10 protein-coding genes are annotated in these 13,123 nt (G+C 33.5%); 4 read left to right on the forward strand and 6 right to left on the reverse strand.

Translation table 11 applies throughout. The features are described from left to right. Nucleotides 1–84: 84 nt before the first annotated feature. The 4 genes from BCR23_RS10350 to BCR23_RS10365 all read right to left on the reverse strand — a co-directional run bounded on the left by BCR23_RS10350 (nucleotide 85) and on the right by BCR23_RS10365 (nucleotide 5,075). Nucleotides 85–714 carry a histidine phosphatase family protein gene (locus BCR23_RS10350; protein WP_069635425.1) on the reverse strand — a complete coding sequence of 210 codons (630 nt, stop codon included), beginning with the start codon at nucleotides 712–714 and terminating at the stop codon, nucleotides 85–87. A gap of 166 nt (nucleotides 715–880) precedes the next feature. Then, nucleotides 881–1,603 carry a hypothetical protein gene (locus BCR23_RS10355; protein WP_083241942.1) on the reverse strand — a complete coding sequence of 241 codons (723 nt, stop codon included), beginning with the start codon at nucleotides 1,601–1,603 and terminating at the stop codon, nucleotides 881–883. Then, entirely contained in the window at nucleotides 1,590–4,334 is a 2,745-nt protein-coding gene (locus BCR23_RS10360; protein ID WP_071870061.1) for a hypothetical protein, read from the reverse strand. Before BCR23_RS10360 ends, BCR23_RS10355 begins: the two co-directional genes overlap by 14 nt. A 123-nt stretch (nucleotides 4,335–4,457) precedes the next feature. Next, nucleotides 4,458–5,075: a hypothetical protein gene (locus BCR23_RS10365; protein WP_069635427.1), complete on the reverse strand. Its 618-nt coding sequence runs from the start codon at nucleotides 5,073–5,075 to the stop codon at nucleotides 4,458–4,460. A gap of 280 nt (nucleotides 5,076–5,355) precedes the next feature. Here BCR23_RS10365 and BCR23_RS10370 point away from each other — a divergent pair, with 280 nt between their 5' ends. From BCR23_RS10370 to BCR23_RS10385, 4 genes are all read left to right on the forward strand, one after another. Beyond that, the gene (locus tag BCR23_RS10370; protein WP_069635428.1) at nucleotides 5,356–5,721 is read left to right on the forward strand and encodes a MazG nucleotide pyrophosphohydrolase domain-containing protein; all 366 of its coding nucleotides are present in this window, start codon (nucleotides 5,356–5,358) and stop codon (nucleotides 5,719–5,721) included. Beyond that, nucleotides 5,699–6,187, forward strand: coding sequence for a GNAT family N-acetyltransferase (locus tag BCR23_RS10375; RefSeq protein WP_069635429.1), 489 nt, complete (start codon nucleotides 5,699–5,701; stop codon nucleotides 6,185–6,187). The genes BCR23_RS10370 and BCR23_RS10375 overlap by 23 nt, the downstream gene beginning before the upstream one ends. 115 nt (nucleotides 6,188–6,302) lie before the next feature. Then, complete coding sequence (gene brnQ, locus BCR23_RS10380) at nucleotides 6,303–7,664, forward strand: branched-chain amino acid transport system II carrier protein (RefSeq protein WP_069635430.1); 1,362 nt, start codon at nucleotides 6,303–6,305, stop codon at nucleotides 7,662–7,664. A 459-nt stretch (nucleotides 7,665–8,123) separates the two neighbouring features. After that, entirely contained in the window at nucleotides 8,124–9,632 is a 1,509-nt protein-coding gene (locus BCR23_RS10385; RefSeq protein WP_069635431.1) for a helix-turn-helix domain-containing protein, read from the forward strand. Nucleotides 9,633–9,798: 166 nt separating this feature from the next. Here the strand turns inward: BCR23_RS10385 and BCR23_RS10390 are convergent, their stop codons facing one another. After that, entirely contained in the window at nucleotides 9,799–12,408 is a 2,610-nt protein-coding gene (locus BCR23_RS10390; RefSeq protein ID WP_069635432.1) for a YfhO family protein, read from the reverse strand. Between the two features lie 43 nt (nucleotides 12,409–12,451). Continuing rightward, the gene (gene lepB / locus BCR23_RS10395) at nucleotides 12,452–13,114 is read right to left on the reverse strand and encodes a signal peptidase I (protein ID WP_083241943.1); all 663 of its coding nucleotides are present in this window, start codon (nucleotides 13,112–13,114) and stop codon (nucleotides 12,452–12,454) included. Nucleotides 13,115–13,123 lie beyond the last annotated feature (9 nt).

Consider the following 13,123-nt stretch of genomic DNA (forward strand, 5'->3'; position numbering starts at 1 on the left):
AATCCCTCACCCAACTTAAATAAATAAACGTTTTTCTACATTCATTTTTTTACTTATTCGTTACTTTTGTCTTAACAATCCTTTTTATGCATCTTCTGTTTGCGTTTGATACGATATGTCATTAAATGATGTTAAGGTGTATTTATTTTTCTTTTCAACAATCGTGATACTTGTATTAGCTAATGGTCCACCTTCACGCCAGTTTGCTTTTTCTTTGCCTATCAGTGAATTAATTAGCGTGATCAGCAACACACCATGAGCAACGATCAACACTTTTCCATCTGGATATTCTTCACTGATTTTTTCTATCGTCTCAGTGGAGCGTGTTACTAAAGAATCAATTGTTTCTCCACCAAAAGCTGTGGGATCATATAAATCTGGACGCTGTCTTAAATGTGCAGTTTGTTCGTCTGCGTGATTGATCTCAGTACCTTCGCGCTTTCCAAATTTGATTTCTCTTAGGCTATCATAATACTGAAGTGTTAACTTATCTAAATAGTTATTTTCTTTAAGAATGTAATTAGCCGTATCCATCGCTCTTTTTTGAGTACTCACAGCAATAGCATCAAAGGATATATCACACAGATAGCGTCCTGCTTGAATTGCTTGTTCAATTCCTATCGGCAATAAGGGAGAATCAATGTCTCCTCCTTGAAATTTCAAGCTTAAATTGAGTTCTGTTTTTCCATGTCTAACAAAATAAAATGTAGTCATTTACTCTGTCCCTCCATTTTTTTGAAATGTTTCTTCTATTAAATATGATACTACAAAAAAGTCAACTCTGCTCTATATCCTTTAATCTAACGTTCTGTATATAATAAAACAAACCTAAGCAAAACGGTTCGTGTTTTGCTTAGGTTTGTTAATGGTTACAACATAATTAGTTTTTTACCTGGACAGTTAAATTAACGATAGAGGTCGTTTGTTCTTTTTTTGTCTCTAGATCATATATCTTAGCTTTAGCATACCCTTGGTACTCACCTTTAGCCAAATTCTTTAATAATTTCCCTTTGTTTACATACTGACCTGGATAAATACTGCCAGATTCATATAACAAGTCGTCTTCTCCATCTAAAAAAACATCTACAGCGATAATACTTTTATTTTGATCTGGATTGATAATTTGAATTTTTCCATTTTCATTTGAAGAATTGAAAATTAACTCAGTATCCATCTGTAAATTGAAATACCCATCATCGACTACTGACTGCATTTTTTTGATCAATTCTTCTTTATCGATTTTTTTAGCATCCTTGATATCTGGCGCTAAATCACTTGGGATGATCGCTGGCTGAACGGCTTCTTCTTTTTGACTAGTTGCAAACCACAAATAATATCCCCCAATACAAAGGACTAAAAATAGGCCCACAGGAATCAACCATTTTTTCAAAGAACTTTTTTCTACTAAAATAGGCTGAAATTGGTCGCTGCCATTTTTTTTAACTTCTATAATGAACGAAGATTGCTTAGAAACTGAATCAAAATCGAAATCTTTTATTTCCTCAATTTTATTATCCGCTTCTTTTAGTGCTGTAGTTAATTCCTCTTTCGTTCCATATTTTGCGGGATCTATATTTATTCGTTGTTTTTTATTTTTCATCATTCACCTGAAATCCTAGTTTAATTTTATATTTCGGTTGTAATATTTTTTCGTAAGTGCCAAAGTATGAACCTTGTAGCCTAAAGGCTTTGCTACTTTCTCCTGATAAATAGCCTAGTACTTCTTCGCCCATAGATGTATTTAGGTGTACTTCTGCATCTTCTGTTTTAATGCTCATGCTTGCCTGTTGCTTTTGCTTATCTTTGTCAAATAAGTCAACTAATTCAAAATCTGACACAGCTTCTTCTGTAAGTCCTAAAACACTTAATGTGATAGACGTTTGACTGTTATTTTTCACTTCGTATTGAGGAGAAATAATTTGATTCGATAACACATCACTAGAGCCGAACAAGACTTTTTTAGGAATCATCACATTGATCTTCTGCTTCTTATCCATAACTTGAATTTTTACAGTCAGAACATATTCTTTATAGGTAAAATTGGCTTGATAACTACCTGGTAAAGGGATTTCTTCTAAGTCCGTTGATTCTAATATAAAATCCGCACTCGGTAATTCTTCTACTTCAGACCAAACTTTTCTTTCAATCCGCTGGTTTAAATAGTCTGTAATGTCACCTGTAACATCTTCTGGATAAACCTCTAAGCCTAATCCCCAAAGTAGAAACCCACTCTTTTCTGAAGTCTGAAACACACGACTGTTTTCATCATAAACAAATATTGGAACGATGATCTCACTAAAATTATTACTTCCGTCTGTTAATCTCACCGTTAATTGCTGTCTTCCAACTTTAGCTTCCAAGGTATTAGCGACTTCTACAGTTGGAGGGATGCCACTATTATCCTGAATATTTTTTACTAGTTTAGTTAAATCAAGTTCTGCAACTTCATTGATTGAAACGGTTTGAAGCAATGGTTCTGCACTTGGAGGCAATGTATCAATTACCTGTTTTTCGACTCGTGTTACTGCTCCTTCACCACCAACAGAGGCTGAAAACGATACAGTTGAACCCACTTTAAGCGTCTTGGGTAGTTGATAAGAAAAGGTACGATCTTTAGAAACATCTATTGTCTGATTAAATGCTTCTCCATCTGTAAAGAAGCCACTCATCTGGATTGTTGCATCTGGATGAGATATACCCGTGACTTTAGTTGCCGTGTCTTTTATATCATCAATCTCTAAAGGGACAATAACTTCTGCAGCAAATCTAATCTTTGCCACTTCATCTTCATAAATAGCGGCATAAGTATCCGCAAAGTTTCTATTGGTTGACGAAATAACTTTTGTATTTCCTTTTCCCCTACCATTCTGATTGACTGCCGCAGTTACATTAATAAATGCACCTGTAGACACAGATAAATTTCCTTTACGATATAAATCAATTCGACTACTATTGACAAAAAGATTGCCTTTATCGTTACCAATTAAGTTAAAAATCTTCCCATTATATGCTGCATTACTATCAGATCGTGCATTTTGAAGAATGACCCTTTTCGTTGTTGCGGGAATGACGATAGGAATTGCATCTTCAACGGTTTCTTGTTCAATTAGACTATAACGATTATTGGAGTCAATGATTAAATCCATTCCTGCACTAATAACAAGCTCGCCACTTCTTCCTCTTAAAGGAACAAATCTTGCTAAATTCATACCAGTTTTTTTATTTTTTCTACTTTCATCCATCAATGTGACAGCTGACTCTTCTCCAAATATATAATGTAGTGGTCTTTGAGAAGTTGGTGCTTCAATCAAATCCCCAGAAACTTTCAATGTGAATGCCGCATTCTCCCCAACTTCCAATGTAAAATCACTGTAACCAGTTCCTGTAACAAATGACTTTTTGGTTTCAATTGAAACCACAGCATTTTTTAAAATCTCAACTCTTCCAGAACTTATTGAGCTTTTTTGTATAGATAAAAATGGACCTACTCGGACGTCATTGGAAAAGCCATCGTGATTGATGGTTGTTTTGCCAGATAAAAATAAATGAGATGTTTCCGCAAATGCCTTATTGTAACGTTCTAAGGTACTCGTTTGAGTGAAGGTAGAATCGTTGATAACGATTATTCCGTTTTTAGCGACAAATGCTTGACCACCGTTAGATGTATACTCCACAGCATCAAAATATTGTGTCCCTATAATCCTTTCTTCAAATGAAATAATCCCGCCATTGTCTTTATTATCAATAAAAATATCTGACACATGAACGTCACCAAAACCAAATGACGCCTCTAGAGCATATAAGCCTCGATGTTGTTCTGTTTCAGAAAAAGTATTCAATGTGAGTTTATTCTTCTTAACTGCTTTACTGGTACGACCAAGTAAACGAAATTCAGCTACTATTTCAGCCTTATCTCCAGAAAGTAACTCCACATCTGCGGTCAATACGATATTTTTCTTTGAATTTGCCGCTTCTAGAAATGCTTGACGGGTTCCTACCTTCACATAAGTGTAGCCATCAATAATAATTTCTTCAGCTATTGCAACAGGTTCTACTTGTTTCTCATTTTCTAATGGTTCTGAAGTATCTAGTGTTTCTGGTGTATAGACCTCATGTTCTGATTGATCTATAGAATCTGTCTTTACTTTTGGAATTTCTACTATATGTAAGTTATCTTGAATCAATTGATTTTGTTCATTTTTTTGTTGGTCATTTTCTAGCTCACTCCGTTCTAATCCTTTATTTGCAGTTGTTTCGGCAAATACTGGACTGACCTGTCCGATTGATTGAAGAGTCATCAGAAACACCAAAAATATGTATCGTTTATTTTTCATAATCACTTTTACCTCACTAAAAAAGTTTTACGAATGAAGAGTGTTGAGACAACGACTTGCTTTCTTTGTTCCAACCTCTTCATTCGAGCAAACTGTCTAAAGAAGTTTAATTCTCTGTCAAACTTATTGTACGTCGAATTTTAAAGACAAGTTGTATTTCGGTGTTAATGGACCACTTTCAATCGTTGGATATACACCAGAAAATTTCCCTTGTAAGGTAAAATCAACAGATTCTCCTGTTGCTAATCCTTTAATTTCTGCTGCTTTGTCTAAAAGTGAACCATCATTTTTAACCAAAGGAACAGTCACTTTACCGTTGTCAGCTGACATATTCAATTCAAGACCCGAATTGATCGCATTTGCTACTGCAGTCACATTTTGTGCTGAAACTTTGACACTTTTTACAGAGTTGTTTTTAATTGCATATGCTGGTCCATAAATATTTCCTTTATCTGATTCTAACGATCCAAATAAAACAGTGACAGGCATTGTAACATTTACCCAAGATGAATCTTTATCACTTGGCGTTGGTTGTTCTGGATCTGGTGCTTCTGTTGGATCAAAGGTTCCGATCCAGCCTTTTAATTCCATGTCGCCATTATCTACTTTATCCAAGGTTTGTTGATTATTTTGAATCGGGTCAGTATCACCTGCTTCGTATGCTAAAACTTGGTTACTATGTACTAATGCACCAACTAAAAATAAACCACTTACCAAAACTACTTTCGTTTGTCTTTTCATAAAATTCTCCTAATTCAGTTATTTTTCAAAATTTATAATAGCATCATAAAATTTAAAAGTAAATATATTTAAAAATTATATAAAAACAATCAAACGGCTACACAACAGCATTTAAGACCCTTTTTCTCAAAAACAGAGAAAATTACTTCGATAATTAAAATATTTTTCCTAGATTTTAACATTATAATACATTCGTTATTTTTTACCCCATCCAAACAACGTTGCTTTTATTTTTTTATTAACATATGCTATCGTAGTAACATAGACTGGAGGGATTTACATGGATCTTCAACACTATCAACACTGGATCAGTAATTTTTATAAAAAAAGAGGCTGGTATGCACTTAATCCATTTATTCGTGTTGGCTTTTTAGCTGAAGAAACAGGAGAAGTTGCTCGTGCTGTTCGTGCTTTGGAAATTGGACGGGATCGACCAGATGAAGAAGAAAAAAACGTAGAACATTTAGTACAGGATTTAACGGAAGAACTTGGTGATGTTTTAGATAACGTGTTTATTTTAGCGGATAAATATGATATTCACTTTGAAGATATCTTAACGTCTCATAAAAAGAAGTTAGAAGAACGTTTTAGTGAAGTAAATTTGATGAAAGAAGGATCGTCCAATGGAAAACAGACTAACAATTAGACCCGTTGAGGACAAAGATTTCCCAGACTTACTTGATATAGAAAATAGGATTTGGACGAATGAAAATTCTCCTGCGCTTCATTATTATGATTCTATAGATGAATACAAAGAGAAATCAGATGGACAAATCATTTTTGTTGCTGTAGATGATAATAGAGTTCATGGCTTTATTAATGTTCACCATCCCACCTCTCTGCTATCACATAAAAAACAATGGATGCTTGGCATTGGTGTTCATCCAGATAGTCAGTCTTTAGGGATCGGAAAACAGTTATTAGATTATTTAAAGCAACTTGCTGCTAATGAAGACATTCATAAAATTTCTTTGCGGGTTATGGGACAAAATACTAAAGCCATTCAATTTTATCGTAAAAATGGTTTCATTCAAGAAGCCTTATTTAAAGATGAATTTTTCATCAATGGACATTTCTGTGATGACTATCAATTTGCTTATTTTATCGATTAATCTCATTTTTTTTTAATATTGCAGTCCAACATTAAGCACTTTCTCCAAATTTACTTGCTGTACTCTCTTTATTCTGTTATTTTAATTAAGAACAAAATTTGAGGAGTGTTGAATTGTGACAAAAAAATTATCATGGCGTGATTACCTTTATGTAGGTTCCATGCTATTTGGCTTATTTTTCGGAGCGGGAAATTTGATTTTTCCTGTTCATATGGGACAAGAAGCTGGAGCTAATATTCTCTTAGCAAATCTTGGCTTTTTAATTACGGGAATTGGTTTACCTTTTCTAGGTGTAATTGCCATTGGTATTTCCAAAAGTAATGGTGTATTTGATCTAGCTACTCGTGTAAATCGTCGCTATGCTGTAGGTTTTACCGTGTTGTTATATCTAACGATTGGGCCATTTTTTGCATTACCTAGGCTTGCAACAACATCGTTTGAAATTGGTTTAGTACCATTTATTCCAACGGATCAGCATAAACTATTTTTAGCTATTTTTTCAGCTTTATTCTTTTTAATTGCGTGGGCTTTTTCACGCAAACCATCTAAGTTACTAGACTATGTTGGAAAATTTTTAAATCCATTATTTTTACTGTTGTTAGCTATTTTAATTTTATTTGCTTTTATTAATCCCTTAGGTGATATTTCTTCTGCGTCTGTTGGGACTGCCTATGTTGAAAATCCTTTTTTCAAAGGATTTACTGAAGGGTATAATACATTGGATGCCTTGGCTTCATTAGCCTTCGGAATTATTATTGTTTCAACAATTCGTGGCATGGGTGTGGAAAAACCAAATGATATTGCAAAAGATACCATAAAATCTGGTGCAATCAGTATTGTCTTGATGGGTGTCATTTATACCTTGTTGTCTTATATGGGAACAATGAGTTTAGGTGGATTTCCTCTTAGTGAAAACGGTGGGATTGCTTTAGCTCAAATTGCTAATCATTATTTGGGGAACTTAGGCAGTATTTTACTGGCATTTATCGTTATTTTAGCTTGTTTAAAAACAGCTATTGGATTGATTACAGCTTTTTCAGAAACATTCAGCGAGCTTTTCCCGAAAGGTTCTTACGCCTTTTATATTGCAGCGGCTAGTATTTTGCCTTGTTTATTTGCAAATGTTGGGTTAACAAATATTATTCAATTTTCTGTACCCGTTTTGATGTTTCTTTATCCTTTGGCAATCACTTTGATGCTTTTGGTTATCTTAAGTCCATTGTTCCATCATCGTAAAGAAGTTTATCGTATGACAACATACGTAACGCTGTTTGCCGCATTACTGGATGCACTAAACAGTGCACCAGATTTTATCAAAACAAATACGATCAGTACAACTATTTTGAAATCAGCTGAACAGTATCTACCATTATTTACAATTGGGATGGGTTGGGTTGTTCCAGCAGCTATTGGCTTCTTGATTGGTTTGGTTTGGATTTTCTTAAAAAAAGAATCGGAACTAAATAAAGTAAGTTAATTCTTTTAGAACATTTTCTCCTTCGTGGGGAAATGTTCTTTTTGTTTTAGCATTGTTCTTTATTTACTTTAAATTTAAAAAGCTAGTTTACTATTTACATCAGAAAAAAACAATGCTCTTATTGTCGTTTCCCCCTACACATTAGGTACTTAAAAAGGATCTGTTGTTTTCGATTTATATCCATCTTTAATTTCGCTTACCACCATTGCTTGCAGGCTATTTTCTTTAGGCCTTTTTTCATTTCCAATCACATCTTCCCTTCCTGCAATACAGATTCGGATTGACGCTGTATTCAGCTGTATAACATTAGAGCCGACAAATCATTTCTTTTCATCTCCTATTCACCCTACCTAGATTTGCCTTTTCATTAAAAATGTCTCACTAACTGCTTCTAGTTTATCATCTTAGCTGACAAGTTCCTATAAAGTACAGTAGAATAGAGATAAGGAAGTGATTAGTATGCTATACGAGAAATTGATGATGGATTCGGGAATGCTGACAAAATTCATACTGTTCAAACGAATCACACAACTCAACCAATCTGATGTATCTATTACCCAATTAGCTGATGAACTATCTTTAAATTATCAACAAACCTTTATTATAGCCACAGAAATCAGTCATGATTTAACTAAGGTAATGGCTACTCACCCGTCGATTTTACAAAAAGCTGGAAAAATCGACAGCACCAAATTACTTGTTACTATTGATGAATACCGCTATTTTCTCTTGAAAAAATCGGTACCTTTTCAGTTTATCATGTATTTTTTAAATCACGATTCTCCCAACATTGACGATTTTTGTGAACGACATTATGTCAGTCGTTCAACTGTTTCAAGAAAAATGTTGCCTTTGAAAAAGCACGTAAAACAGTTTGGTCTTCGCTTTACATATACTGAAGCTAATTTAACTGGTGATGAACGTTCCGTTAGAGTTGCTCTTTTTGATGCTCTTTGGTTAGGAACACGGGGAACGGTTTGGCCATTTAAAAGTGTAGCTCTTGAAGATGCTGAACGCCTTGCTAGCGCTTTTGCTGAATATTTCCCTTTATCCAGAACATATTTAGGTGCAAAAGAATTAAATTATTTTGCAGCAATTTTTCTTTGCCGAACCCGTAAGAAAATGTATGTTTCTTATGATGAACGCTATGATTTCTTAATGAACGATAATCCGTATTATGATTTTGATCGTTTGAATCAAGAATTAGGTCCAGTACAGGCTTTACCGCCTAGATATAGTAAAGGAGAAAGTAGTTTTATTTTTTTCTTAGCTCACTATGCGCCTTTTTATACATTAGATGATGATCCTTCATTGTTTCAGACACTCGAGGACTTCTCTGTTCGTCCTAATCCTGTCTACGAATTAGTTCAAGAGTTTTTAGACTATGCAAAGACCAATATTTTTAAGAAGGAACCTGAAGTTCTTGATAAACCAATACTTATCGGAAACCTGATCAATATCACATTTACGTTTTATGTATTGAGAAAACCTTTCCCAAATTTACAAAGTTTGGTTGAAGTACCTGATAAAAAAAGAAAAGCAGATCACTCTCTTGAAGTAAAGCTTCAACAGTTTTTCGATGAAAAAGCTCAGGAAAAAGAATATAAATTTATCTATACGGTTAAGAAGTACTTGATCTATGCATTTAAAAGTGTCCTACTTCCTGCTTACGATAAACCAAAACATTCTGAGCATCTAAAAGTCGGTGTTGCTTTTGAGCATAACTTTACTTTAGTTCGAATGATCTATCAGTTTTTAAATGATTTAGGTTTTGTCGATTCATCACCTTACCAAGAAGAGTTGAACAGCAGCTATGACTTAGTCATCAGCTCATCCTTGCTCCCAAGACAGAAGCACCCAGATCTTCCATTGTATTTTTGGGATTTGTCATACGGAAATAAAGATTTAGCTGATCTGTACAAAAGACTTCAACAATTATTTGAGCAAAAAAACATTCTCAATGAATAACCTCTATTGCACTAATCACTAAGATTTGAACAGCTAAAAAAATAGACTATATCTGTAACTAACCATTTTAAATTGGCTAGCTACAGATATAGGTCTATTTTTTGTTTTGTGCTTGTAGAAGTAATAACGTCAGAAAAAACAATTGGAAACGATCGCTATATTCCTACTACATCTCTATTTGATGCTTTGCTTTCAGTTTTTTATTTATTTGCAAATAACAAAAGAAAATAATGAAACAAACCACAGACAATACTGCTCCTATGATCAATCCCTCTGGTATAAAGACAAGCTTAACCTTGTGTTTCCCTTGTGGAACTATTAAAGATATAAAAGCATCTTTAAATGGTTTGAGTTTCACTTTTTCACCATCAACATACGCTGACCAACCCTTATCATACGGAATAGTTGTCCATAGAACATTATTTTGTTCAACATTTACTTCCGCTGTAAGTGCATTTCCATTATTTTTAAACTCTACCCCATTTTTTTGTGCAATTTGAATTGTTTCTGCAAATTCTTTGGTATCAAGAAACACTAAATCTGGTTTTAAGAATTTCAAGTGGTTGCCATTATAAAAACGAATTGAAAAAGTCACTTCGGTTTCTTCTTCATAGTTTCCTATATTGTAATATTGATTTGTACGGCTTATCTGTGTTCCACGAGTTACTTTATCCACGGTAAATAAAGCTCTCGCATTAAGGTTTTCAGGTCTATATTCTGCAGGTTTTAAAGATAGGTATGCTTGTTTATGCGCCGGGATTTTAGCTTTCCACGTCAGTTTCATCGCACCTGTTGATGGTTCGTCAGTTGATTTAGAATATGTCACAAATGGCCCCTCTTCTACACTAACAATATTTTCCTCTTCCACTGATGTAAGATCGTCTATATCATAGTATTCACTGACTCTTCCACTTAATTGCTCAAACAAATTAGTTTGATTTTCAGCTACTCCCTCATTGTATATAGTCCGATCTGTCATTACACCTAGTGGAAGTGCATAGTCATTTTCATATAAACTATAGTGCTCACTTTCTCCAACTTTTTTATAGCCAAATTTCATGGGATTTTCTAAAGATAGATTGTATTTGATCCCAACTAAAGCATCTAACATTAATGTATTATTTGGGTATTGTATTTGTAAGTTGGTTCCCCAAGATCGAAAACCTAATGAATCCAAATACGCAGCCGAATTACGATTACGAATGGAGGAGAACATTGTTACTCCGCTATATCCATAGGTAAACACATCATTTTTTGATACAGGATTCAGATTTTCCATTCGGTAAAAATCATCATTTTCATGTTTTGTTTGATCCACCAGTTTTTTTATTTCCGGATAAGGCCCAGAATACAGATTTCTTTCTGGATATGTCCAATCTTGTTTTATTCCTTCAATTAGTCCTCTCGTATTTAAACCTAATTCTACAGTGACTGATAGCAGCAATAAAAGGAACAACCATTTTTTTCCTTGTTTTTTTTGAAAGGCAATATGAATAACGAAATATACGCATAACATAAGTACCGTAATGATGAAGGAACTCATTTTTAGATACTGGGCTCCATCTATTCTGGACATCACTATTTTCACAACGCTAAAGACAAAAATCAATCCAATCATGATATTTGAAAGTAATTTAGAATCTTCTATTTTTAATTTTTCCCATCCATATCCAGCAGTAATCAAAACTAAAAATGAAAAAAGAAAACTATAGCGAAAAGGTAAATTGTTTGGTGTATGCATTCCCATCCAAAATAAATTTAATGGTTCGATATAAAAACTAGCAATTAGAAGAAGAAAAAGTGCACCTAAAGATAGCTTAGATCGTTTATTTATTTTCTTTGAAAAAAAGAAAAATAGACATAAGATTAATGGAATCAATCCAACATAGATGAACGGTGTCCCTTCATTTCTAGTAGTGTCATAAACGCCAACCATATTTTTTGCGACTAAATCTATTATTCCCATATTATCTGTTGTAAATCCAGTAATACTTGAAAACGACTCTCCATTGTTTCTTAGGTCAATTAGTGTGGGTAAAACCACAACCATAGATGCTCCACCAGCCAGTAGCGAAGTGATTAGATAATGGACAATTTCTTTTACTTTTCCGTTCATAGAAAACCAACGAACAATAAAATAAAAGAAGGAAAATAGACCAATCATGAAAGCCATATAAAAATTAGTTATAAAGAGAAAGAAATACGATAAAAATAATAGTAGTGGTCTTCCCTTATCCATTAATCGATTGATTCCCAAAATAATCAAAGGCAAATAATACATAGCATCTAACCACATAATCATTTCTGATAAAGCAATACTAAAGCCCATCAACCCATAACAAAGGCTTAAAATAACATATTGACCTTTTGATAAACGAAAGGTATGTTTTCCATAAAACCAAAAGGATAGTCCAGCCAGTCCTATCTTTAATAAGGTCAAAAAATACAAAGCATCCGGAATATTTTGATTATCAAAAAAGAATACTAAAGGAGTTAAAAATCCACCTAAATAATAAGAGATAAACGAGCAGTAATTTAATCCTAGTGATGCATTCCATGTATACAAAATATTTTGTTTTCCATGAAGCATATTATTAAAACTAGCATGAAAGGCAGAAAACTGAGAAAAACTATCACTTGCCATAATACTAATTGAACTACCGGGATAAATTCCTTTTTCTGCATAAACAACTGCAAGTATTACTATAGGTATAAAGAAACAAGCGACCATTGATAAACTATTTTCTTTGAAAAAAAGACTAATTTTTTTATTCATAAAAGCTCCTTTTTGATAATTCACGAGGTGTTTTTCGTTATTTTTAGTTAACAAATCCAAATTTATTTATAGGTGTATAACGTAATGCAAGTTTCCCTTCAATTTGATCTTTATTTACTAAACCAAATTTCCGGCTATCTAGTGAGTTATTTCGGTTATCTCCCATAACAAAATAATAATCATCTGGAATCTTTTCCTTTGCAGATAATTCCATACTAACTAAAGGATCGATGTTCACTTTTATTGTGCCATCAGGCAGCTGTCCTTCTTTTAATGACGAAGGTTTTTTTTGAATCTGGTGATTGATATACAAATCACCTTTATCCAACCAAATCACATCACCTGGCATACCGATCACTCGTTTTATATACATTTCGTTAGGTTTATTCTTGGGTTTTAACGTAACGATTGCATACCGATCGATTTTTTGTGTTTTAAAGATAAGTAGTTTGTCTTTATTTTGTAAGGTAGGCATCATTGATTCTCCATCCACATAATGTGTACGGATATTAAGTAAAAAAAGTAAACTAAACAAAACCAAAACACCCAACGAAACATTCATTATTTGTTTTTTTCTTCTTTGTTGCTGTAATTTTAGTTGCTTTTTTTTTTGCTGTTGTGGAGACAATGGTTTACGTGAACGTTTTTTTTCAATCGATTTACTTGAAATATGACGTTCTTTTTTTTCTGATAATTGATTGATCACAAATGACTT

It is taken from the genome of Enterococcus quebecensis (assembly GCF_001730365.1).
Classification (GTDB): domain Bacteria; phylum Bacillota; class Bacilli; order Lactobacillales; family Enterococcaceae; genus Enterococcus_L; species Enterococcus_L quebecensis.

What these genes read in the sequence shown, in the direction of transcription:
- BCR23_RS10360 (WP_071870061.1), bottom strand. Translation starts at nt 4,334, where the DNA reads ATGAAAAATAAACGATACATATTTTTGGTGTTTCTGATGACTCTTCAA.
- BCR23_RS10370 (WP_069635428.1), top strand. Translation starts at nt 5,356, where the DNA reads ATGGATCTTCAACACTATCAACACTGGATCAGTAATTTTTATAAAAAA.
- BCR23_RS10350 (WP_069635425.1), bottom strand. Translation starts at nt 714, where the DNA reads ATGACTACATTTTATTTTGTTAGACATGGAAAAACAGAACTCAATTTA.
- BCR23_RS10390 (WP_069635432.1), bottom strand. Translation starts at nt 12,408, where the DNA reads ATGAATAAAAAAATTAGTCTTTTTTTCAAAGAAAATAGTTTATCAATG.
- BCR23_RS10375 (WP_069635429.1), top strand. Translation starts at nt 5,699, where the DNA reads ATGGAAAACAGACTAACAATTAGACCCGTTGAGGACAAAGATTTCCCA.
- BCR23_RS10355 (WP_083241942.1), bottom strand. Translation starts at nt 1,603, where the DNA reads ATGATGAAAAATAAAAAACAACGAATAAATATAGATCCCGCAAAATAT.
- BCR23_RS10385 (WP_069635431.1), top strand. Translation starts at nt 8,124, where the DNA reads ATGCTATACGAGAAATTGATGATGGATTCGGGAATGCTGACAAAATTC.
- BCR23_RS10365 (WP_069635427.1), bottom strand. Translation starts at nt 5,075, where the DNA reads ATGAAAAGACAAACGAAAGTAGTTTTGGTAAGTGGTTTATTTTTAGTT.